Genomic DNA, 20354 nt, shown 5'->3' with positions numbered 1-20354 from the left:
ATACCAAGCTTGGGCCAGAGGAAATCACTGCAGACATCCCGAACGTGGGTGAAGCTGCACTGAACAAGCTGGACGAAGCCGGTATCGTTTACGTAGGTGCTGAAGTTGGCGCAGGCGACATCCTGGTAGGTAAGGTCACTCCGAAAGGCGAGACCCAACTGACTCCGGAAGAGAAGCTGCTGCGTGCCATCTTCGGTGAAAAAGCCAGCGACGTTAAAGACACCTCCCTGCGTGTACCTACCGGTACCAAGGGTACTGTTATCGACGTACAGGTCTTCACCCGTGACGGCGTTGAGCGTGATGCTCGTGCACTGTCCATCGAGAAGACTCAACTCGACGAGATCCGCAAGGACCTGAACGAAGAGTTCCGTATCGTTGAAGGCGCGACCTTCGAACGTCTGCGTTCCGCTCTGGTAGGCCACAAGGCTGAAGGCGGCGCAGGTCTGAAGAAAGGTCAGGACATCACCGACGAAGTACTCGACGGTCTTGAGCACGGCCAGTGGTTCAAACTGCGCATGGCTGAAGATGCTCTGAACGAGCAGCTCGAGAAGGCCCAGGCCTACATCGTTGATCGCCGCCGTCTGCTGGACGACAAGTTCGAAGACAAGAAGCGCAAACTGCAGCAGGGCGATGACCTGGCTCCAGGCGTGCTGAAAATCGTCAAGGTTTACCTGGCAATCCGTCGCCGCATCCAGCCGGGCGACAAGATGGCCGGTCGTCACGGTAACAAAGGTGTGGTCTCCGTGATCATGCCGGTTGAAGACATGCCGCACGATGCCAATGGCACCCCGGTCGACGTCGTCCTCAACCCGTTGGGCGTACCTTCGCGTATGAACGTTGGTCAGATCCTCGAAACCCACCTGGGCCTCGCGGCCAAAGGTCTGGGCGAGAAGATCAACCGTATGATCGAAGAGCAGCGCAAGGTTGCTGACCTGCGTAAGTTCCTGCACGAGATCTACAACGAGATCGGCGGTCGCAACGAAGAGCTGGACACCTTCTCCGACCAGGAAATCCTGGACCTGGCGAAGAACCTGCGCGGCGGCGTTCCAATGGCTACCCCGGTGTTCGACGGTGCCAAGGAAAGCGAAATCAAGGCCATGCTGAAACTGGCAGACCTGCCGGAAAGCGGCCAGATGCAGCTGTTCGACGGCCGTACCGGCAACAAGTTTGAGCGCCCGGTTACTGTTGGCTACATGTACATGCTGAAGCTGAACCACTTGGTAGACGACAAGATGCACGCTCGTTCTACCGGTTCGTACAGCCTGGTTACCCAGCAGCCGCTGGGTGGTAAGGCTCAGTTCGGTGGTCAGCGTTTCGGGGAGATGGAGGTCTGGGCACTGGAAGCATACGGTGCTGCATACACTCTGCAAGAAATGCTCACAGTGAAGTCGGACGATGTGAACGGTCGGACCAAGATGTACAAAAACATCGTGGACGGCGATCACCGTATGGAGCCGGGCATGCCCGAGTCCTTCAACGTGTTGATCAAAGAAATTCGTTCCCTCGGCATCGATATCGATCTGGAAACCGAATAACACGTGACGCGAATCGAGAGCGGGGTTGTTTAGCCCGCTCTCTGCTCCGCCAGGAGGAAAGGCCTTGAAAGACCTACTGAATTTGCTGAAAAACCAGGGTCAAGTCGAAGAGTTCGACGCCATCCGTATTGGGTTGGCATCGCCTGAGATGATCCGTTCGTGGTCGTTCGGTGAAGTTAAAAAGCCGGAAACCATCAACTACCGTACGTTCAAACCTGAGCGTGACGGCCTGTTCTGCGCCAAGATCTTTGGCCCGGTAAAGGATTACGAGTGCCTGTGCGGTAAGTACAAGCGCTTGAAGCACCGTGGTGTGATCTGCGAGAAGTGCGGCGTTGAAGTTGCACTGGCCAAGGTTCGTCGTGAGCGCATGGCGCACATCGAACTGGCTTCGCCGGTTGCCCACATCTGGTTCCTGAAATCGCTGCCGTCCCGTATCGGCTTGCTGATGGACATGACCCTGCGTGATATCGAACGCGTTCTCTACTTCGAGAGCTATGTCGTTATCGATCCAGGCATGACCACCCTTGAAAAAGGTCAGCTGCTGAACGACGAGCAGTACTTCGAAGCGCTGGAAGAATTCGGCGACGACTTTGATGCCCGTATGGGTGCCGAGGCTGTCCGCGAGCTGCTGCACGCTATCGACCTGGAGCACGAGATTGGCCGTCTGCGCGAAGAAATTCCGCAAACCAACTCCGAAACCAAGATCAAGAAGCTGTCCAAGCGTCTGAAGTTGATGGAAGCCTTCCAGGGTTCCGGCAACTTGCCAGAGTGGATGGTGCTGACCGTTCTGCCGGTTCTGCCGCCAGACCTGCGTCCGCTGGTACCGTTGGACGGTGGTCGTTTCGCGACGTCCGACCTCAACGACCTGTACCGCCGCGTGATCAACCGTAACAACCGCTTGAAGCGCCTGCTCGATCTGTCCGCTCCGGACATCATCGTGCGCAACGAAAAGCGTATGTTGCAAGAAGCTGTCGATGCCTTGCTCGACAACGGCCGTCGTGGCCGCGCTATCACCGGTTCGAACAAGCGTCCTCTGAAATCCTTGGCTGACATGATCAAGGGTAAGCAAGGTCGTTTCCGTCAGAACTTGCTCGGTAAGCGTGTTGACTACTCCGGTCGTTCGGTAATTACCGTAGGCCCGACCCTGCGTCTGCACCAGTGCGGTCTGCCCAAGAAGATGGCACTTGAGCTGTTCAAGCCATTCATCTTCGGCAAGCTGGAAATGCGCGGTCTCGCGACCACCATCAAAGCGGCCAAGAAAATGGTCGAGCGCGAACTGCCAGAGGTTTGGGACGTTCTCGCTGAAGTGATTCGCGAACACCCGGTTCTCCTCAACCGTGCACCGACCCTTCACCGTCTGGGTATCCAGGCGTTTGAACCAGTACTGATCGAAGGTAAGGCTATCCAGCTGCACCCTCTGGTCTGTGCTGCGTACAACGCCGACTTCGACGGCGACCAAATGGCCGTGCACGTACCGCTGACACTGGAAGCCCAGTTGGAAGCGCGCGCGTTGATGATGTCGACCAACAACATTCTGTCGCCAGCCAACGGTGAGCCAATCATCGTTCCGTCGCAGGACGTTGTATTGGGTCTGTACTACATGACTCGTGAAGCGATCAACGCCAAAGGTGAAGGTCGTGTGTTCGCTGACCTGCAAGAAGTTGACCGTGTGTTCCGTGCCGGCGAAGCCGCACTGCACGCCAAGGTCAAAGTGCGGATCAACGAAACCGTCAACGACCGTGATGGCGGCAGCGTGAGCGGCACCCGTATTGTCGACACCACTGTCGGCCGTGCCTTGCTGTATCAAGTTGTGCCAAAAGGCCTGTCGTACGACGTCGTCAACTTGCCGATGAAGAAAAAGGCGATCTCCAAGCTGATCAACCAGTGCTACCGCGTGGTTGGTTTGAAAGAGACCGTGATCTTCGCTGACCAGCTGATGTACACCGGCTTTGCTTATTCGACCATTTCCGGCGTTTCCATCGGTGTTAACGACTTCGTTATCCCGGATGAAAAAGCCCAGATCATCAATGCTGCAACTGATGAAGTGAAAGAAATCGAAAGCCAGTACGCCTCCGGCCTGGTAACCCAGGGCGAGAAGTACAACAAAGTGATCGACCTTTGGTCCAAGGCCAACGACGAAGTGTCGAAGGCGATGATGGCTAACCTCTCGAAAGAGAAGGTTATCGACCGTCATGGCGTAGAAGTCGATCAAGAGTCGTTCAACTCGATGTACATGATGGCCGACTCGGGCGCACGGGGTTCTGCTGCGCAGATCCGTCAGCTCGCCGGTATGCGTGGCCTGATGGCCAAGCCGGACGGCTCCATCATCGAAACGCCGATTACTGCGAACTTCCGTGAAGGTTTGAGCGTACTTCAGTACTTCATCTCCACTCACGGTGCTCGTAAGGGTCTTGCGGATACCGCGTTGAAAACGGCTAACTCCGGTTACCTGACTCGTCGTCTGGTAGACGTTGCGCAAGACTTGGTTGTGACTGAAGTTGACTGCGGCACCGAACACGGTCTGCTGATGACTCCGCACATCGAAGGCGGCGACGTTGTAGAACCGTTGGGTGAGCGCGTACTGGGTCGAGTAATTGCCCGTGACGTATTCAAGCCAGGTACCGAGGAAGTTATCGTTCCTGCTGGCACCCTGGTGGATGAAAAGTGGGTCGAGTTCATCGAACTCAACAGCATCGACGAAGTGATTGTTCGCTCGCCGATCAGCTGCGAAACCCGCTACGGCATTTGCGCCAAGTGCTACGGCCGTGACTTGGCTCGTGGTCACCAGGTGAACATCGGTGAAGCGGTTGGCGTAATTGCTGCCCAGTCCATCGGTGAGCCGGGTACCCAGCTGACCATGCGTACGTTCCACATCGGTGGTGCGGCAAGCCGGACCTCCGCAGCTGACAGCGTTCAGGTGAAGAACGGCGGTACTGTCCGTCTGCACAACCTGAAACACGTTGAGCGAGTGGATGGTTGCCTGGTTGCTGTGTCCCGTTCCGGTGAGCTGGCAATCGCTGATGACTACGGTCGTGAGCGCGAGCGTTACAAGCTGCCGTACGGTGCTGTGATCTCGGTTAAAGAAGGTGACAAGGTCGACGCTGGCGCAATCGTGGCCAAGTGGGATCCGCACACTCACCCAATCGTTACCGAAATGAAAGGTACCGTGACCTACGTGGGCATGGAAGAAGGCATCACGATCAAGCGTCAGACTGACGAATTGACCGGTATGACCAACATTGAAGTACTCGACGCGAAAGATCGTCCAGCTGCCGGTAAAGACATCCGTCCTGCCGTTAAGATGGTTGACGACAACGGCAAGGACTTGTTGCTGCCAGGCACTGACGTAATCGCTCAGTACTTCCTGCCAGCCAACGCCCTGGTCGGTGTAGCGGATGGTGCGAAGATCGCGATCGGTGATGTTATCGCGCGTATCCCGCAAGAAACTTCGAAGACTCGCGACATCACCGGTGGTCTGCCGCGTGTTGCCGACTTGTTTGAAGCTCGTCGTCCGAAAGAAGCGTCGATTCTGGCTGAAGTCAGCGGCACCATCGCGTTCGGTAAAGAGACCAAAGGCAAGCGCCGTCTGGTCATTACCCCGAACGATGGTACTGATCCGTACGAAGAGCTGATTCCGAAGTGGCGTCACCTGAACGTCTTCGAAGGCGAACAGGTAAACCGCGGCGAAGTTATCTCCGACGGCCCGAGCGATCCACACGACATCCTGCGTCTGCTGGGTGTGAGTGCGCTGGCCAAGTACATCGTTAACGAGATCCAGGACGTTTACCGTCTGCAAGGCGTGAAGATCAACGATAAGCACATCGAGACCATCCTGCGTCAGATGCTGCGTAAAGTTGAAATCGCTGAATCCGGCGATTCCAGTTTCATCAAGGGCGACCAGATGGAACTGACTCACGTTCTGGTAGAAAACGAACGTCTGGGCGCGGAAGACAAATTTGTCTCCAAGTTCACTCGTGTGTTGCTGGGTATCACCAAGGCGTCGTTGTCCACTGAGTCGTTCATCTCGGCGGCCTCCTTCCAGGAGACCACTCGCGTACTGACCGAAGCAGCGGTAACCGGCAAGCGCGATTACCTGCGCGGCCTGAAGGAAAACGTAGTCGTGGGTCGTTTGATCCCGGCAGGTACCGGTTTGGCTTACCACAGCGAGCGCAAGCGCCGCCGTGATGCTGACAAGCCGCTGCGCGTAAGCGCCAGTGAAGTGGAAGCTGCACTGACCGAAGCGCTGAACTCAAGCGGTAACTGAGTTCTGCGGTAAATAAGTCTGGGCCCTGGCAGCCCCCATTCGTCGGATCGAGGCATTTTTGTCCCGGTTCGATGAGAGGGGAGGTCGGGGCCTTGCCTTGACTGGGGGCAAGATCCTCTTTAGACTCTTGTACCCCTAAATTTGGCGGGAATTCGTTCCTGCCATTTTGCTTTTCTTGCAAGACAATAGCGTCGCAAGACAACAGTGGAGCTAGTAGATGGCAACTATCAACCAGCTGGTACGTCAGCCGCGTAAGCGTATCGTCGAGAAATCCGACGTACCTGCGCTGCAGAACTGCCCGCAACGTCGTGGCGTATGCACTCGTGTGTATACCACCACGCCGAAAAAACCTAACTCGGCACTGCGTAAAGTATGCCGTGTGCGTCTGACCAACGGTTTCGAGGTTTCCTCGTACATCGGCGGTGAAGGCCACAACCTGCAAGAGCACAGCGTGGTACTGATCCGCGGCGGTCGTGTAAAAGACTTGCCAGGTGTTCGTTACCACACCGTACGCGGCTCCTTGGATACTTCCGGCGTTAAAGGTCGTAACCAGGGTCGTTCGAAGTACGGTACCAAGAAGCCTAAGTAGTAGCGGCTTTTTGTAAAACTGAATCATCTTATTTTCTGAGTCGATAAGAGTAAGGTCGGAGGCGTCCCGAAAGGGCACCGATTCCGAGCGAACCTGAAGACCGTTTGAGGGCTTATCCATGCCAAGAAGACGCGTAGCAGCCAAGCGCGAAGTGCTTGACGATCCAAAATACGGAAGCCAAATTCTGGCCAAGTTCATGAACCACGTGATGGAAAGCGGCAAGAAAGCCGTTGCCGAGCGTATCGTTTATGGCGCGCTGGAAAAGGTTAAAGAACGCAAGAACAGCGACCCCCTGGAAATCTTCGAGAAAGCTCTCGACGCCATCGCTCCGCTGGTCGAAGTGAAGTCGCGCCGTGTAGGCGGTGCTACTTACCAGGTTCCGGTCGAAGTTCGTCCGTCCCGTCGTAACGCTCTGGCAATGCGCTGGTTGGTAGACTTCGCCCGTAAGCGCGGCGAGAAGTCTATGGCTCTGCGTTTGGCCGGCGAGCTGTTGGACGCCGCTGAAGGTAAAGGTGCTGCTGTTAAGAAGCGTGAAGACGTGCACCGTATGGCTGAAGCTAACAAAGCTTTCTCGCACTACCGCTTCTAATCTTAGCTTCACTAATTTTGCGAGGGCTTTATGGCTCGTACTACTCCGATTAGCCGCTACCGTAACATCGGTATCGTTGCTCACGTGGATGCTGGTAAAACCACCACCACCGAGCGCGTACTGTTTTACACCGGCAAAAGTCACAAAATGGGCGAGGTGCATGACGGCGCCGCGACCACAGACTGGATGGTTCAGGAGCAGGAGCGTGGTATTACCATTACTTCTGCTGCTATTACCGCCTTCTGGAAAGGTTCCGAGAAGCAGTACAAAGACGAGCATCGCTTCAACGTAATCGATACACCAGGCCACGTAGACTTCACCATTGAAGTTGAGCGTTCCCTGCGCGTACTCGACGGCGCTGTCGTTGTGTTCTGCGGTACCTCGGGTGTTGAGCCTCAGTCGGAAACCGTATGGCGTCAAGCCAACAAGTACGGCGTTCCACGTCTTGTTTACGTAAACAAGATGGACCGTGCTGGTGCCAACTTCCTGCGCGTGATCGGTCAGATCAAACAGCGCCTGGGTCACACTCCGGTGCCAATTCAATTGGCAATCGGTTCCGAAGACAACTTCCAGGGTCAGATCGATCTGATCAACATGGAAGCTGTTTACTGGAATGACTCCGACAAAGGTATGGTTCCTGTTCGTAAGCCTATCCCTGCAGAACTGCAGGAACTGGCTGACGAGTGGCGCAACAACATGGTTGAGGCTGCGGCCGAAGCCAGCGAAGAGCTGATGAACAAGTACCTCGAGGGTGAAGAACTCACCAACGTGGAAATCAAGGCCGCTCTGCGTCAGCGTACTATCGCTGGTGAGATCGTCTTGGCTGTTTGCGGTTCCTCGTTCAAGAACAAGGGCGTTCCCCTGGTTCTCGATGCTGTGATCGACTACCTGCCTGCTCCAACCGATATTCCTGCTATCAAGGGTACCAACCCTGATAACGAGGAAGAAGAAATGGAGCGTCATGCAGACGACAGCGAGCCGTTCTCGGCCCTGGCGTTCAAGATCGCTACCGACCCATTCGTGGGTACTTTGACCTTCGTCCGTGTTTACTCGGGCGTGTTGGCATCCGGCGACGGCGTGATCAACTCGGTTAAAGGCAAGAAAGAGCGCGTGGGTCGTATGGTGCAAATGCACGCAAACGCCCGTGAAGAGATCAAGGAAGTACGCGCTGGTGACATCGCGGCCCTGATCGGCATGAAGGACGTCACCACTGGTGAGACTTTGTGCGACGCTGCCAAGCCAATCATCCTGGTTCGCATGGACTTCCCGGAGCCGGTTATTTCGGTTGCCGTAGAGCCTAAGACCAAGGATGACCAGGAAAAAATGGGTATCGCTTTGGGCAAACTTGCTCAGGAAGATCCATCTTTCCGCGTCAAGACTGATGAAGAGACTGGTCAAACGATCATCTCCGGCATGGGCGAGCTGCACCTGGACATCCTGGTTGACCGGATGCGCCGTGAGTTCAACGTCGAAGCCAACATCGGTAAGCCTCAGGTTTCCTATCGTGAGCGCATCACGAAGAACTGTGAAATCGAAGGCAAGTTCGTTCGTCAGTCCGGCGGTCGTGGTCAGTTCGGTCACTGCTGGATCCGTTTTGCTCCTGCTGACGAAGGTCAGGAAGGTCTGCAATTCGTGAACGAAGTAGTGGGTGGTGTTGTTCCTAAGGAATACATCCCTGCTATCCAGAAGGGTATCGAAGAGCAGATGAAGAACGGTGTTGTTGCCGGCTATCCGCTGATCGGCCTGAAAGCAACCGTTTTTGACGGTTCTTACCACGACGTCGACTCCAACGAGATGGCGTTTAAGGTGGCTGCTTCCATGGCAACCAAGCAACTGGCCCAGAAGGGCGGTGGTGAGTTGCTTGAGCCAATCATGGCGGTAGAAGTTGTTACACCTGAAGACTATATGGGTGATGTCATGGGCGACCTTAACCGTCGTCGCGGCATGATCTTGGGTATGGAAGACACGGTTTCCGGCAAAGTGATTCGCGCCGAGGTTCCGTTGGGTGAGATGTTCGGTTATGCGACCGACGTTCGCTCCATGTCCCAGGGTCGCGCAAGCTACTCTATGGAATTCAAAAAATACAACACAGCTCCGGCGCACATCGCTGAAACTGTATCCAAAAAACAAGGCTGATTCAGTCCTTTAGGCAAGGAGTTAATTGTCGTGGCTAAAGAAAAATTTGATCGTTCCCTACCGCACGTCAACGTTGGCACCATCGGTCACGTTGACCACGGTAAAACCACTCTGACTGCTGCTCTGACTCGCGTTTGCTCCGAAGTATTCGGTTCCGCAATCGTTGATTTCGATAAAATCGACAGCGCGCCAGAAGAAAAAGCTCGTGGTATCACCATCAACACCGCGCACGTTGAATACAACTCGCTGATCCGTCACTACGCTCACGTTGACTGCCCAGGTCACGCTGACTATGTGAAGAACATGATCACCGGTGCTGCCCAGATGGACGGCGCGATCCTGGTTTGCTCGGCCGCTGATGGTCCGATGCCACAAACCCGTGAGCACATCCTGCTGTCCCGTCAGGTAGGCGTTCCGTACATCGTGGTTTACCTGAACAAGGCCGACCTGGTAGACGACGCTGAGCTGCTGGAACTGGTTGAGATGGAAGTGCGCGATCTGCTGAGCACTTACGACTTCCCAGGCGACGACACTCCGATCATCATCGGTTCTGCTCGTATGGCTCTGGAAGGCAAAGACGACAACGAAATGGGCACCACGTCCGTTCGTAAACTGGTTGAGACTCTGGACAGCTACATCCCAGATCCAGTTCGTGTTATCGACAAGCCGTTCCTGATGCCAATCGAAGACGTATTCTCGATCTCCGGTCGCGGTACTGTTGTAACTGGTCGTATCGAGCGCGGTATCGTCAAGGTTCAAGATCCACTGGAAATCGTTGGTCTGCGTGACACTACCGTCACCACCTGCACCGGTGTTGAAATGTTCCGTAAACTGCTCGACGAAGGTCGTGCTGGCGAGAACTGCGGCGTTCTGCTGCGTGGTACCAAGCGTGACGACGTTGAGCGTGGCCAGGTTCTGGTTAAGCCAGGTTCGGTTAAGCCGCACACCAAGTTCGAAGCTGAAGTGTACGTGCTGAGCAAAGAAGAAGGCGGCCGTCACACTCCGTTCTTCAAAGGCTACCGTCCACAGTTCTACTTCCGTACTACCGACGTAACCGGTAACTGCGAACTGCCGGAAGGCGTAGAAATGGTAATGCCAGGCGACAACATCAAAATGGTTGTCACCCTGATCAAAACCATCGCTATGGAAGACGGTCTGCGTTTCGCAATCCGTGAAGGCGGCCGTACCGTTGGTGCTGGCGTTGTAGCTAAAATCATCGAGTAATTATCTCTTCTGAGATAGCTCTGATGTTTGAAAAGGCCCCCGCTCAGCGGGGGCCTTTTTTATTGGGTTGACACCTATCAGGGCCGTCTATAGAATTGCGCCTCCTTTTAACGGGCGTATTGCGCTCGCTGGGAATAGCAGCCGGAGTCTGAAATCCAATGCAAAATCAGCAAATCCGTATCAGGTTGAAGGCTTTTGACCATCGCCTGATCGACCAATCCACCCAGGAAATCGTGGAAACCGCGAAACGTACTGGTGCTCAAGTGCGTGGTCCAATTCCACTGCCTACCCGTAAAGAGCGGTTCACCGTTCTGGTCTCCCCGCACGTCAACAAAGACGCGCGTGACCAGTACGAGATCCGTACTCATAAGCGCGTACTGGACATCGTCCAGCCAACGGATAAAACCGTTGATGCACTTATGAAGCTTGATCTGGCGGCCGGTGTGGAAGTACAGATCAGCCTCGGCTAAGACTTGGGTCTTAGTCGTGTAACGCTCTGAAATGGGCGGCCATAGCGGGTGAAAGCCCCGTACACTCATGAGGTTTACAACATGACTATTGGTGTAGTCGGTCGTAAATGCGGTATGACCCGTATTTTCACCGAAGAAGGTGTCTCCATTCCGGTCACGGTCATTGAGATCGAGCCGAATCGCGTCACCCAGTTCAAAACTGAAGAAACCGATGGCTATCGTGCAGTGCAAGTCACTGTCGGCGAGCGTCGTGCTTCGCGCGTGACTGCTGCTCAAGCAGGTCACTTCGCTAAAGCAAACGTTGCAGCTGGTCGCACTGTTATGGAGTTCCGTCTCGAAGACGGCGACTACCAGGCTGGCGATCTGATCAACGCTGAAATCTTCGCCGCTGGTCAACTGGTTGATGTAACCGGTCAGTCCAAGGGTAAAGGCTTCCAGGGTACGATCAAGCGTTGGAATTTCCGTGGCCAAGACAACACTCACGGTAACTCCGTTTCCCACCGCGTCCCGGGCTCTATTGGCCAGTGCCAGACTCCTGGTCGTGTATTCAAGGGCAAAAAAATGTCCGGTCATATGGGCGCTGAGCGCGTGACCGTGCAGTCCCTCGAAGTAGTGCGCGTCGACGCTGAACGCAATCTGTTGTTGGTCAAGGGTGCTGTTCCTGGCGCTACTGGCGGCAACCTGGTTGTACGTCCAGCGGCCAAGGCTCGCGGTTAAGGGGAAGCTGACATGCAATTAAATGTAAATGACGCTCAAGCGATCGAAGTTTCCGAACTGACATTTGGCGGCGAATTCAACGAGACGCTGGTTCACCAAGCAGTCGTGGCCTACATGGCCGGCGGCCGTCAAGGTAGCAAGCAGCAAAAGACCCGTTCCGACGTACGTGGTGGCGGTAAGCGCCCTTGGCGTCAGAAAGGTACTGGCCGTGCTCGTGCCGGTACTATCCGTAGCCCAATCTGGCGTGGCGGCGGTACCACTTTCGCAGCTCGTCCGCAGGATCACACTCAGAAGCTCAACAAGAAGATGTATCGCGCAGCACTGCGCTCCATCCTTGCTGAACTCGTGCGTACTGATCGCCTGGTCGTGGTTCAAGACTTCGCTGTTGAAAGTCCAAAAACCAAAGATCTGCTGGGCAAACTGAACAACATGAGCCTGACCGACGTTTTGATCGTGTCGGAAGCAGTTGATCAGAACCTGTACCTGGCTGCTCGCAACCTGCCACACGTTGATGTACGTGACGTGCAAGGTTCCGATCCAGTTAGTCTGATCGCATACGACAAGGTGTTGATCACCGTGTCGGCCGTGAAGAAATTCGAGGAGCTGCTGGGATGAACCAGGAACGCGTATTTAAAGTTCTGCTTGGCCCGCACGTTTCCGAAAAGGCTACGGTTCTGGCTGACAAGAAAGGCCAGTTCGTTTTCAAGGTTGCAACTGACGCAACCAAGCTGGAAATCAAGAAGGCCGTCGAAAGCCTGTTCAGCGTGAAAGTAGAGCGTGTTACTACCCTGAATGTTCTGGGTAAGAGCAAGCGCACTGCTCGCGGTCTGGGCAAGCGTAATGACTGGAAGAAGGCAGTTATCTCCCTTCAGCCAGGCCAAGATCTCGATTTCAGCAGCAGTGCTGAGTAAGGAAGGGGTGCATCATGGCAATCGTTAAATGCAAACCGACTTCCCCTGGCCGCCGTTTTGTGGTCAAGGTGGTCAACCAGGAGCTGCATAAAGGCGCTCCTCACGCACCGCTGCTCGAGAAAAAATCGAAGACTGGTGGTCGTAACAACAATGGTCGTATTACCACTCGTCACATCGGTGGGGGCCATAAGCAGCATTATCGTCTGGTCGATTTCCGTCGCAACGACAAAGATGGCATCTCTGCCACTGTCGAGCGTATCGAATACGATCCAAACCGTACTGCTCACATCGCTCTGCTGCTGTACGCAGATGGCGAGCGTCGCTACATCATCGCCCCTAAAGGCGTGAGTGCTGGTGACCAGCTGATCGCAGGTGCTTTGGCACCGATCAAGCCGGGCAACGCTCTGCAACTGCGTAACATTCCAGTTGGTAGCACCGTACACGGCATCGAATTGAAGCCAGGTAAAGGCGCGCAAATCGCTCGTTCCGCTGGTGCTTCGGCTCAGCTGATCGCTCGTGAAGGTGTCTACGTGACCCTGCGTCTGCGTTCTGGTGAGATGCGTAAAGTGCTGGCTGAATGCCGCGCGACCTTGGGCGAAGTCTCGAACTCCGAGCACAGCCTGCGTTCGCTGGGTAAAGCTGGTGCCAAACGCTGGCGTGGCGTTCGCCCAACCGTTCGTGGTGTTGCCATGAACCCGGTTGACCACCCACACGGTGGTGGTGAAGGTCGTACCTCTGGTGGTCGTCATCCGGTATCGCCATGGGGCTTCCCGACTAAGGGCGCGAAGACTCGTGGTAATAAGCGTACCGACAAAATGATCGTCCGTCGTCGCAAGTAAATAGAGGGATACGACAGTGCCACGTTCTCTGAAAAAAGGTCCTTTTATTGATCTTCACCTACTGAAGAAGATCGAAGTGGCGGCGGAAAAGAACGATCGCAAACCAGTTAAGACCTGGTCGCGTCGTTCGATGATCCTGCCACAAATGGTCGGTCTGACCATCGCAGTACACAACGGTCGCCAACACGTCCCAGTTCTCGTTAACGAAGACATGGTCGGCCACAAACTGGGCGAGTTTGCCGGTACCCGCACTTATCGTGGGCACGTGGCAGACAAGAAAGCCAAGCGTTAAGGGGTTAGGAAATGGAAGTAGCCGCTAAGTTGTCGGGCGCTCGAATCTCCGCCCAGAAAGCCCGCTTGGTCGCCGACCAGATCCGCGGGAAGAAGGTGGGCGAAGCGCTCAACCTGTTGGCTTTCAGCAGTAAGAAAGCCGCCGAGATCATGAAGAAAGTGCTGGAGTCGGCCGTAGCCAACGCCGAGCATAACGAAGGCGCAGACGTTGATGACCTGAAGGTCAGCACCGTTTTCGTCAACGAAGGGCGTTCGCTGAAGCGCATCATGCCACGTGCCAAAGGCCGTGCTGATCGCATCGTCAAGCGGTCTTGCCATATCACTGTCAAGGTTGCTGACAAGTAACGGAGTCGAAGAGATGGGTCAGAAAGTACATCCCATTGGCATTCGCCTGGGAATCGTCAAGGAGCACACCTCCGTCTGGTACGCAGACGGTCGGACTTATGCGGACTATTTGTTCGCTGATCTGAAGGTGCGTGAGTATCTCCAAGACAAACTAAAAAGCGCGTCCGTAAGCCGTATCGATATCCATCGTCCGGCACAAACTGCACGTATCACCATCCACACCGCTCGTCCAGGTATCGTTATCGGGAAGAAAGGTGAAGATGTTGAGAAACTGCGTCAGGACCTGACCAAGCAAATGGGTGTGCCTGTGCACATCAATATCGAAGAGATCCGTAAGCCGGAGCTCGACGGTATGCTGGTTGCGCAGAGCGTAGCTCAGCAGCTGGAGCGTCGTGTAATGTTCCGTCGCGCTATGAAGCGCGCTGTACAGAACGCCATGCGCATTGGTGCCAAAGGCATCAAAATCCAAGTGAGCGGTCGTCTCGGCGGTGCTGAAATCGCACGTACTGAATGGTATCGCGAAGGTCGTGTGCCACTGCACACCCTGCGTGCCGACATCGACTATGCCAACTACGAAGCTCACACCACTTACGGTGTGATCGGTGTAAAGGTTTGGATCTTCAAGGGCGAAGTAATTGGTGGTCGCCAAGAAGAACTGAAACCACAAGCACCAGCGCCTCGTAAAAAAGCTGCTAAGTAAGGGGTACGCCAAATGTTGCAACCTAAGCGTACGAAGTTCCGCAAGCAGATGACAGGCCACAACCGTGGTCTGGCTCAGCGCGGTAGCAAAGTCAGCTTCGGCGAGTTCGCGCTGAAGTCTGTAGCTCGTGGTCGTCTCACCGCTCGTCAGATCGAGTCAGCGCGTCGTGCACTGACCCGTCACGTAAAACGTGGCGGCAAGATCTGGATCCGTGTATTCCCGGACAAGCCGATCTCCAAAAAGCCTCTCGAGGTTCGGATGGGTAAAGGTAAGGGTAACGTGGAATACTGGGTAGCCCAGATTCAGCCAGGCAAAGTCCTGTATGAAATCGAGGGTGTAACTGAAGAGCTGGCGCGTGAGGCTTTTGCCCTGGCTGCTGCAAAGCTGCCGCTCGCCACCGCCTTTGTTAAACGGACGGTGATGTGATGAAAGCGAATGAACTTCGTGAAAAATCCGCACAGCAGCTGAACGAGCAACTGCTCGGCCTGCTGCGCGACCAGTTCAATCTGCGTATGCAGAAAGCAACTGGCCAGTTGGGGCAGTCTCATCTGCTCTCGCAAGTTAAGCGTGACATCGCTCGCGTGAAGACTGTGCTCAACCAGCAGGCAGGTAAGTGATCATGGCTGAAGCCGAAAAGACTGTCCGTACGCTGACTGGCCGTGTTGTCAGCGACAAGATGGACAAAACCATCACCGTACTGATCGAGCGTCGCGTTAAGCACCCGATCTACGGTAAATATGTTAAGCGTTCGACTAAGCTGCACGCGCACGACGAAACCAACCAGTGCCACATCGGCGACAAAGTCACTATTCGTGAAACTCGTCCGCTGGCCAAGACCAAGTCTTGGGCACTGGTTGATGTTCTCGAACGCGCTGTGGAAGTCTAAGGACTAGGGGTCGGAGAAATTATATGATTCAGACTCAATCCATGCTCGATGTGGCCGATAACAGCGGCGCTCGCCGTGTTATGTGCATCAAGGTGCTGGGTGGCTCCCATCGTCGTTACGCTGGTATCGGTGACATCATCAAAGTTACCGTGAAGGAAGCAATTCCTCGCGGTAAAGTGAAAAAAGGCCAAGTGATGACTGCTGTTGTAGTCCGCACTCGTCACGGCGTACGCCGTGCTGATGGCTCCATTATCCGCTTTGATGGCAACGCTGCTGTTCTTCTGAACAACAAGCAAGAGCCGATCGGCACCCGTATCTTTGGGCCAGTGACCCGTGAACTTCGTACTGAGAAGTTCATGAAGATCGTCTCGCTCGCCCCAGAAGTGCTGTAAGGAGATCCGACATGCAAAAGATTCGTCGTGACGACGAGATCATCGTGATCGCCGGCAAAGACAAAGGTAAGCGCGGTAAGGTGCTTAAGGTTCTCGCTAATAACCGTCTGGTTATCGGCGGTCTGAACCTGGTTAAGCGTCATACCAAGCCTAACCCGATGTCGGGCGTACAAGGCGGTATCGTCGAAAAAGAAGCTCCACTGGACGCTTCTAACGTCGCCATTTTCAACGGCGAAACCAACAAGGCTGACCGCGTTGGTTTCAAAGTAGAAGACGGCAAGAAAATTCGTGTCTTCAAGTCGACCCAAAAAGCGGTTGATGCTTGAACACTGCTAGGTAGAAGACCATGGCACGACTAAAAGAGATTTACTGGAAAGAAATCGCACCGAAACTTAAGGAAGAACTTAAGCTTTCGAACGTGATGGAAGTTCCACGCGTTACCAAAATCACCCTGAACATGGGTCTGGGCGAAGCGGTCGGTGACAAAAAAGTCATCGAGCACGCTGTTGCTGACCTGGAAAAGATCACCGGTCAAAAAGTCGTTGTGACTTACGCTCGGAAATCCATCGCTGGCTTTAAAGTCCGTGAAGGTTGGCCGATCGGCGTCAAAGTGACTCTGCGCCGTGAGCGTATGTATGAATTCCTGGATCGTCTGCTGTCGATCTCCCTGCCTCGGGTTCGCGACTTCCGCGGCCTGAATGCCAAGTCCTTCGATGGTCGTGGTAACTACAGCATGGGCGTGAAAGAGCAGATCATCTTCCCGGAAATCGACTACGACAAGATCGATGCTCTCCGCGGTCTGGACATCACCCTGACCACCACTGCCAAGAACGATGATGAAGGTCGCGCCCTGTTGCGTGCTTTCAAATTCCCGTTCCGCAACTGATTGGAGTAGGACCATGGCCAAGATGAGCATGAAAAACCGCGAGCTGAAGCGTCAGCTCACGGTTGCCAAGTACGCCAAGAAGCGTGCAGCACTGAAAGCAATCATCGTTGATCTGAACGCAAGTCCAGAAGCGCGCTGGGAAGCTACAGTTGCTCTGCAGAAGCAGCCACGTGACGCAAGCGCTTCGCGCATGCGTAACCGCTGCCGCCTGACCGGTCGTCCACACGGCGTTTACCGCAAGTTCGGCCTCGGCCGTAACAAACTGCGTGAAGCGGCAATGCGTGGTGACGTACCAGGTCTGGTTAAAGCCAGCTGGTAAGTACTTTCAACGTCCAGGTGGGCAGAATCGCAAGATACTGACCGCCGGTGACCTTGAATCTGGATCAAGCCCCTTTTGGGGCTTGTTTCATTTCCGGAGTATGTCTAAAATACGCGGCTCGCCTGAGCCCGTGTTTTTTATGGCCGGAGATTCTCGGCGACATATGTAGCCGCAAGGCTAATTTTTTTGTATTAGGAGCGTCTAGCCCATGAGTATGCAGGACCCGTTAGCGGACATGCTAACTCGTATCCGTAATGCCCAGATGGCTGAAAAGTCCGTCGTAAGCATGCCATCTTCCAAGTTGAAGGTAGCTGTTGCCAAAGTCCTGAAAGACGAAGGCTACATTGCGGGTTATCAGATCAGCAGCGAAACCAAGCCACTGCTGTCCATCGAGCTGAAGTACTTCGAAGGCCGTTCGGTCATTGAAGAAGTGAAGCGCGTTAGCCGTCCAGGCCTGCGTCAGTACAAGTCCGCTGAAGATCTGCCGAAAGTTCGTGGCGGTCTGGGCGTGTCTATCGTCTCCACCAACAAAGGTGTGATGACGGATCGTGCTGCGCGCGCTGCCGGTGTCGGCGGCGAAGTTCTTTGCACTGTGTTCTAAGGGGGGATAAGCATGTCTCGCGTCGCTAAGAACCCCGTTAAGCTGCCAGCCGGTGTCGAAGTAAAATTCGCAGGCCAACAGCTTTCGGTGAAGGGTGCCAAGGGCACTCTTGAACTGAACATCCATTCGTCCGTTGAGATCGTTGAAGAAGCTGGTGAGCTGCGTTTCGCTGCTCGCAATGGCGATCAACAAACTCGCGCAATGGCCGGTACCACGCGTGCGTTGGTAAACAACATGGTCCAAGGCGTAAGCCAAGGCTTCGAGCGTAAGCTCCAGCTGGTCGGTGTTGGTTACAAAGCGCAAGCAAAAGGCACGGTTTTGAACCTGGCCCTTGGCTTCTCGCACCCAGTGGATTACGAACTGCCGGAAGGCATCACCGCTGAGACCCCTAGCCAAACCGATATCCTGATCAAGGGTATTGATAAGCAGCTGGTAGGTCAGGTGGCCGCTGAGATCCGCGACTTCCGTCCACCAGAGCCGTACAAAGGCAAAGGTGTGCGCTACGCGGACGAAGTCGTCCGTCGTAAAGAAGCCAAGAAGAAGTAGGGCATAGCAAATGACCGACAAAAAAGTTACTCGACTGCGTCGCGCTCGCAAAGCACGCCTGAAAATGCACGAACTCGAAGTCGTGCGTCTCTGCGTGTACCGCTCGTCGCAGCACATCTACGCCCAGGTCATCTCGGCCGACGGCAACAAAGTCCTGGCCAGCGCCTCGACTTTGGATAAAGAACTGCGTGATGGTGCCACCGGCAACATCGACGCGGCCACAAAGGTTGGCCAGCTGGTCGCTACACGTGCTAAGGCCGTGGGCGTCTCGCAAGTGGCTTTCGACCGCTCTGGCTTCAAGTACCACGGTCGCGTGAAAGCGCTGGCTGATGCTGCTCGTGAAGCTGGGCTGGAGTTCTAAGTTATGTCAAATAACGACCAAAAGCGCGACGAAGGCTACATTGAGAAGCTGGTTCAAGTTAACCGCGTAGCCAAAACCGTTAAAGGCGGCCGTATCTTCACTTTCACCGCGTTGACCGTGGTAGGTGATGGTAAAGGGCGTGTTGGCTTCGGCCGTGGCAAGTCACGTGAAGTGCCTGCCGCGATCCAGAAGGCAATGGAAGCTGCTCGTCGCAACATGATCCAAGTTGATCTGAACGGCACCACGCTGCAGTACGCAATGAAGTCCGCTCACGGCGCTTCGAAGGTGTACATGCAGCCTGCTTCTGAAGGTACCGGTATCATCGCTGGCGGCGCTATGCGTGCTGTCCTCGAGGTTGCTGGCGTTCAGAACGTTCTGGCCAAGTGCTACGGCTCGACTAACCCGGTAAACGTGGTTCACGCCACTTTCAAGGGTTTGAAAGCTATGCAATCTCCTGAGTCCATCGCTGCCAAGCGTGGTCTGACTGTCAAGGAGATCTTCTGATCATGGCTACCGTTAAAGTAACGCTGATCAAAAGCATGACCGGCCGCATCCCTAACCACAAACTGTGTGTTAAAGGTTTGGGTCTGCGTCGCATCGGTCACACTGTAGAAGTCCAGGATACTCCCGAGAATCGCGGGATGATCAACAAGGCTTACTACATGCTGCGTGTAGAGGGTTAATCGATGAAACTCAATGATCTGAGTCCAGCGCCGGGTTCCCGTCGCGAAAAGCATCGTCCGGGCCGTGGTATCGGTAGCGGTTTGGGTAAGACTGGTGGCCGTGGCCACAAAGGTCAAACCTCCCGCTCCGGTGGCACCATTGCTCCTGGCTTTGAAGGCGGTCAACAGCCGCTGCATCGTCGCCTGCCTAAGTTCGGTTTCGTATCCCTGAAAGCCATGGATCGCGCAGAAGTGCGTCTGTCCGAGCTGGCTAAAGTGGAAGGCGACATCGTTACTGTGCAGACCCTGAAAGATGCCAACGTGATCAACGTCAACGTACAACGTGGGAAAATCATGTTGTACGGTGAAGTGACTCGCGCTGTCACTATCGGCAAGGGAATCCGCGCCACCAAAGGTGCGCGTTCGGCTATCGAAGCAGCTGGCGGCAAGTTCGAGGAATAAATGGCTAAGCAAGGTGCTCTCTCAGCGCTCGGCAAAGGCGGTATGTCTGAACTTTGGGCTCGTCTGCGTTTTCTGTTCCTGGCGATTATCGTCTACCGAATAGGCGCACACATCCCGGTTCCAGGTATCAACCCGGACCGACTCGCAGACCTGTTTCGACAGAATGAGGGGACCATTCTTAGCTTGTTCAACATGTTTTCCGGCGGCGCGCTGGAACGGATGAGCATCTTTGCATTGGGGATCATGCCGTACATTTCGGCATCGATCATCATGCAGTTGATGACCGCCGTGAGCCCGCAGCTGGAGCAGTTGAAGAAGGAAGGTGAAGCTGGCCGTCGCAAGATTAGCCAGTACACCCGCTACGGCACTGTCGTTCTCGCCCTGGTTCAAGCTATCGGCATGTCCGTTGGCCTGGCGGGGCAGGGCGTTGCGTTCACTGGTGACTTTGGCTTCTATTTCGTCGCGGTATCCACGTTTGTGGCTGGCGCGATGTTCATGATGTGGCTGGGTGAGCAGATTACTGAGCGTGGTGTTGGCAACGGTATCTCGATGTTGATTTTCGCAGGTATCGTCGCCGGTCTTCCGAGAGCAATCGGGCAGTCTTTCGAGTCTGCACGTCAGGGTGATAT

28 protein-coding genes are annotated in these 20354 nt (G+C 54.8%); all 28 read left to right on the top strand.

Going from position 1 to position 20354, the window contains the following annotated elements; all coding sequences use genetic code 11:
• A partial coding sequence (locus FEM54_RS04105) for a DNA-directed RNA polymerase subunit beta (protein ID WP_477749725.1) occupies positions 1-1535 on the top strand: 1535 nt, incomplete at its 5' end.
• 64 nt (positions 1536-1599) lie between these two features.
• Complete coding sequence (gene rpoC, locus FEM54_RS04100; protein WP_017135962.1) at positions 1600-5799, top strand: DNA-directed RNA polymerase subunit beta'; 4200 nt, start codon at positions 1600-1602, stop codon at positions 5797-5799.
• 217 nt (positions 5800-6016) lie between these two features.
• Positions 6017-6388 carry a 30S ribosomal protein S12 gene (rpsL, locus tag FEM54_RS04095; RefSeq protein ID WP_002555494.1) on the top strand — a complete coding sequence of 124 codons (372 nt, stop codon included), beginning with the start codon at positions 6017-6019 and terminating at the stop codon, positions 6386-6388.
• A gap of 118 nt (positions 6389-6506) precedes the next feature.
• Positions 6507-6977, top strand: a complete 471-nt coding sequence (gene rpsG / locus FEM54_RS04090) for a 30S ribosomal protein S7 (RefSeq protein ID WP_002555493.1) — start codon at positions 6507-6509, stop codon at positions 6975-6977.
• A 30-nt stretch (positions 6978-7007) separates the two neighbouring features.
• Complete coding sequence (fusA, locus tag FEM54_RS04085; protein ID WP_010206921.1) at positions 7008-9113, top strand: elongation factor G; 2106 nt, start codon at positions 7008-7010, stop codon at positions 9111-9113.
• A 30-nt stretch (positions 9114-9143) separates the two neighbouring features.
• Positions 9144-10337, top strand: coding sequence for an elongation factor Tu (gene tuf, locus FEM54_RS04080; protein WP_003176426.1), 1194 nt, complete (start codon positions 9144-9146; stop codon positions 10335-10337).
• A 158-nt stretch (positions 10338-10495) separates the two neighbouring features.
• Positions 10496-10807, top strand: a complete 312-nt coding sequence (gene rpsJ, locus FEM54_RS04075) for a 30S ribosomal protein S10 (protein WP_003186070.1) — start codon at positions 10496-10498, stop codon at positions 10805-10807.
• Between the two features lie 81 nt (positions 10808-10888).
• A complete protein-coding gene (gene rplC / locus FEM54_RS04070) occupies positions 10889-11524 on the top strand; it encodes a 50S ribosomal protein L3 (protein WP_003194649.1) in 636 nt (211 codons plus the stop codon).
• A gap of 12 nt (positions 11525-11536) precedes the next feature.
• Positions 11537-12139 (top strand): 50S ribosomal protein L4, encoded by a 603-nt coding sequence (rplD, locus tag FEM54_RS04065; protein ID WP_017135963.1) that lies wholly within the window; start codon positions 11537-11539, stop codon positions 12137-12139.
• Positions 12136-12435 carry a 50S ribosomal protein L23 gene (rplW, locus tag FEM54_RS04060; protein ID WP_002555488.1) on the top strand — a complete coding sequence of 100 codons (300 nt, stop codon included), beginning with the start codon at positions 12136-12138 and terminating at the stop codon, positions 12433-12435. The genes rplD and rplW overlap by 4 nt, the downstream gene beginning before the upstream one ends.
• 14 nt (positions 12436-12449) lie before the next feature.
• Complete coding sequence (rplB, locus tag FEM54_RS04055; RefSeq protein WP_003176423.1) at positions 12450-13274, top strand: 50S ribosomal protein L2; 825 nt, start codon at positions 12450-12452, stop codon at positions 13272-13274.
• 16 nt (positions 13275-13290) lie between these two features.
• Positions 13291-13566 carry a 30S ribosomal protein S19 gene (gene rpsS / locus FEM54_RS04050; protein WP_002555486.1) on the top strand — a complete coding sequence of 92 codons (276 nt, stop codon included), beginning with the start codon at positions 13291-13293 and terminating at the stop codon, positions 13564-13566.
• An 11-nt stretch (positions 13567-13577) separates the two neighbouring features.
• Positions 13578-13910 carry a 50S ribosomal protein L22 gene (rplV, locus tag FEM54_RS04045; protein ID WP_003103908.1) on the top strand — a complete coding sequence of 111 codons (333 nt, stop codon included), beginning with the start codon at positions 13578-13580 and terminating at the stop codon, positions 13908-13910.
• A 13-nt stretch (positions 13911-13923) separates the two neighbouring features.
• Positions 13924-14610 carry a 30S ribosomal protein S3 gene (gene rpsC / locus FEM54_RS04040; protein WP_003176422.1) on the top strand — a complete coding sequence of 229 codons (687 nt, stop codon included), beginning with the start codon at positions 13924-13926 and terminating at the stop codon, positions 14608-14610.
• A 12-nt stretch (positions 14611-14622) separates the two neighbouring features.
• Positions 14623-15036 carry a 50S ribosomal protein L16 gene (gene rplP, locus FEM54_RS04035; RefSeq protein ID WP_003232424.1) on the top strand — a complete coding sequence of 138 codons (414 nt, stop codon included), beginning with the start codon at positions 14623-14625 and terminating at the stop codon, positions 15034-15036.
• Entirely contained in the window at positions 15036-15227 is a 192-nt protein-coding gene (gene rpmC / locus FEM54_RS04030; RefSeq protein ID WP_002555481.1) for a 50S ribosomal protein L29, read from the top strand. The genes rplP and rpmC overlap by 1 nt, the downstream gene beginning before the upstream one ends.
• A 2-nt stretch (positions 15228-15229) precedes the next feature.
• The gene (gene rpsQ / locus FEM54_RS04025) at positions 15230-15496 is read left to right on the top strand and encodes a 30S ribosomal protein S17 (protein WP_003176419.1); all 267 of its coding nucleotides are present in this window, start codon (positions 15230-15232) and stop codon (positions 15494-15496) included.
• Between the two features lie 23 nt (positions 15497-15519).
• On the top strand, positions 15520-15888 hold the full coding sequence (gene rplN, locus FEM54_RS04020) for a 50S ribosomal protein L14 (RefSeq protein WP_002555479.1): 369 nt from the start codon (positions 15520-15522) through the stop codon (positions 15886-15888).
• An 11-nt stretch (positions 15889-15899) separates the two neighbouring features.
• Positions 15900-16214 carry a 50S ribosomal protein L24 gene (gene rplX, locus FEM54_RS04015; protein ID WP_003176416.1) on the top strand — a complete coding sequence of 105 codons (315 nt, stop codon included), beginning with the start codon at positions 15900-15902 and terminating at the stop codon, positions 16212-16214.
• 20 nt (positions 16215-16234) lie between these two features.
• Entirely contained in the window at positions 16235-16774 is a 540-nt protein-coding gene (rplE, locus tag FEM54_RS04010) for a 50S ribosomal protein L5 (RefSeq protein ID WP_003176415.1), read from the top strand.
• Positions 16775-16787: 13 nt separating this feature from the next.
• Positions 16788-17093, top strand: coding sequence for a 30S ribosomal protein S14 (rpsN, locus tag FEM54_RS04005; protein WP_003176414.1), 306 nt, complete (start codon positions 16788-16790; stop codon positions 17091-17093).
• 208 nt (positions 17094-17301) lie between these two features.
• On the top strand, positions 17302-17694 hold the full coding sequence (rpsH, locus tag FEM54_RS04000; protein WP_010566853.1) for a 30S ribosomal protein S8: 393 nt from the start codon (positions 17302-17304) through the stop codon (positions 17692-17694).
• A gap of 12 nt (positions 17695-17706) precedes the next feature.
• Positions 17707-18240, top strand: a complete 534-nt coding sequence (rplF, locus tag FEM54_RS03995) for a 50S ribosomal protein L6 (protein ID WP_003176412.1) — start codon at positions 17707-17709, stop codon at positions 18238-18240.
• Positions 18241-18250: 10 nt separating this feature from the next.
• A complete protein-coding gene (gene rplR, locus FEM54_RS03990; protein ID WP_017135964.1) occupies positions 18251-18601 on the top strand; it encodes a 50S ribosomal protein L18 in 351 nt (116 codons plus the stop codon).
• 3 nt (positions 18602-18604) lie between these two features.
• Complete coding sequence (gene rpsE, locus FEM54_RS03985) at positions 18605-19105, top strand: 30S ribosomal protein S5 (protein WP_003176409.1); 501 nt, start codon at positions 18605-18607, stop codon at positions 19103-19105.
• Positions 19106-19107: 2 nt separating this feature from the next.
• A complete protein-coding gene (gene rpmD / locus FEM54_RS03980; protein WP_003176408.1) occupies positions 19108-19284 on the top strand; it encodes a 50S ribosomal protein L30 in 177 nt (58 codons plus the stop codon).
• A gap of 3 nt (positions 19285-19287) precedes the next feature.
• Positions 19288-19725: a 50S ribosomal protein L15 gene (rplO, locus tag FEM54_RS03975; protein WP_138449615.1), complete on the top strand. Its 438-nt coding sequence runs from the start codon at positions 19288-19290 to the stop codon at positions 19723-19725.
• A partial coding sequence (locus FEM54_RS03970) for a preprotein translocase subunit SecY (RefSeq protein ID WP_138449613.1) occupies positions 19726-20354 on the top strand: 629 nt, incomplete at its 3' end.

Origin of the sequence: Pseudomonas edaphica, from assembly GCF_005863185.1 — a bacterium.
Lineage (GTDB): Bacteria > Pseudomonadota > Gammaproteobacteria > Pseudomonadales > Pseudomonadaceae > Aquipseudomonas > Aquipseudomonas edaphica.
This window is presented reverse-complemented; position numbering and strand designations above follow the sequence as displayed.

Excerpts from the sequence above, each read along its gene's own strand:
- rpsL (WP_002555494.1), top strand. The coding sequence starts at position 6,017 with ATGGCAACTATCAACCAGCTGGTACGTCAGCCGCGTAAGCGTATCGTC.
- rpsG (WP_002555493.1), top strand. The coding sequence starts at position 6,507 with ATGCCAAGAAGACGCGTAGCAGCCAAGCGCGAAGTGCTTGACGATCCA.
- fusA (WP_010206921.1), top strand. The coding sequence starts at position 7,008 with ATGGCTCGTACTACTCCGATTAGCCGCTACCGTAACATCGGTATCGTT.
- rpsJ (WP_003186070.1), top strand. The coding sequence starts at position 10,496 with ATGCAAAATCAGCAAATCCGTATCAGGTTGAAGGCTTTTGACCATCGC.
- rplC (WP_003194649.1), top strand. The coding sequence starts at position 10,889 with ATGACTATTGGTGTAGTCGGTCGTAAATGCGGTATGACCCGTATTTTC.
- rplD (WP_017135963.1), top strand. The coding sequence starts at position 11,537 with ATGCAATTAAATGTAAATGACGCTCAAGCGATCGAAGTTTCCGAACTG.
- rplW (WP_002555488.1), top strand. The coding sequence starts at position 12,136 with ATGAACCAGGAACGCGTATTTAAAGTTCTGCTTGGCCCGCACGTTTCC.
- rplB (WP_003176423.1), top strand. The coding sequence starts at position 12,450 with ATGGCAATCGTTAAATGCAAACCGACTTCCCCTGGCCGCCGTTTTGTG.
- rplV (WP_003103908.1), top strand. The coding sequence starts at position 13,578 with ATGGAAGTAGCCGCTAAGTTGTCGGGCGCTCGAATCTCCGCCCAGAAA.
- rpsC (WP_003176422.1), top strand. The coding sequence starts at position 13,924 with ATGGGTCAGAAAGTACATCCCATTGGCATTCGCCTGGGAATCGTCAAG.
- rplP (WP_003232424.1), top strand. The coding sequence starts at position 14,623 with ATGTTGCAACCTAAGCGTACGAAGTTCCGCAAGCAGATGACAGGCCAC.
- rpmC (WP_002555481.1), top strand. The coding sequence starts at position 15,036 with ATGAAAGCGAATGAACTTCGTGAAAAATCCGCACAGCAGCTGAACGAG.
- rpsQ (WP_003176419.1), top strand. The coding sequence starts at position 15,230 with ATGGCTGAAGCCGAAAAGACTGTCCGTACGCTGACTGGCCGTGTTGTC.
- rplN (WP_002555479.1), top strand. The coding sequence starts at position 15,520 with ATGATTCAGACTCAATCCATGCTCGATGTGGCCGATAACAGCGGCGCT.
- rplX (WP_003176416.1), top strand. The coding sequence starts at position 15,900 with ATGCAAAAGATTCGTCGTGACGACGAGATCATCGTGATCGCCGGCAAA.
- rplE (WP_003176415.1), top strand. The coding sequence starts at position 16,235 with ATGGCACGACTAAAAGAGATTTACTGGAAAGAAATCGCACCGAAACTT.
- rpsN (WP_003176414.1), top strand. The coding sequence starts at position 16,788 with ATGGCCAAGATGAGCATGAAAAACCGCGAGCTGAAGCGTCAGCTCACG.
- rpsH (WP_010566853.1), top strand. The coding sequence starts at position 17,302 with ATGAGTATGCAGGACCCGTTAGCGGACATGCTAACTCGTATCCGTAAT.
- rplF (WP_003176412.1), top strand. The coding sequence starts at position 17,707 with ATGTCTCGCGTCGCTAAGAACCCCGTTAAGCTGCCAGCCGGTGTCGAA.
- rplR (WP_017135964.1), top strand. The coding sequence starts at position 18,251 with ATGACCGACAAAAAAGTTACTCGACTGCGTCGCGCTCGCAAAGCACGC.
- rpsE (WP_003176409.1), top strand. The coding sequence starts at position 18,605 with ATGTCAAATAACGACCAAAAGCGCGACGAAGGCTACATTGAGAAGCTG.
- rpmD (WP_003176408.1), top strand. The coding sequence starts at position 19,108 with ATGGCTACCGTTAAAGTAACGCTGATCAAAAGCATGACCGGCCGCATC.
- rplO (WP_138449615.1), top strand. The coding sequence starts at position 19,288 with ATGAAACTCAATGATCTGAGTCCAGCGCCGGGTTCCCGTCGCGAAAAG.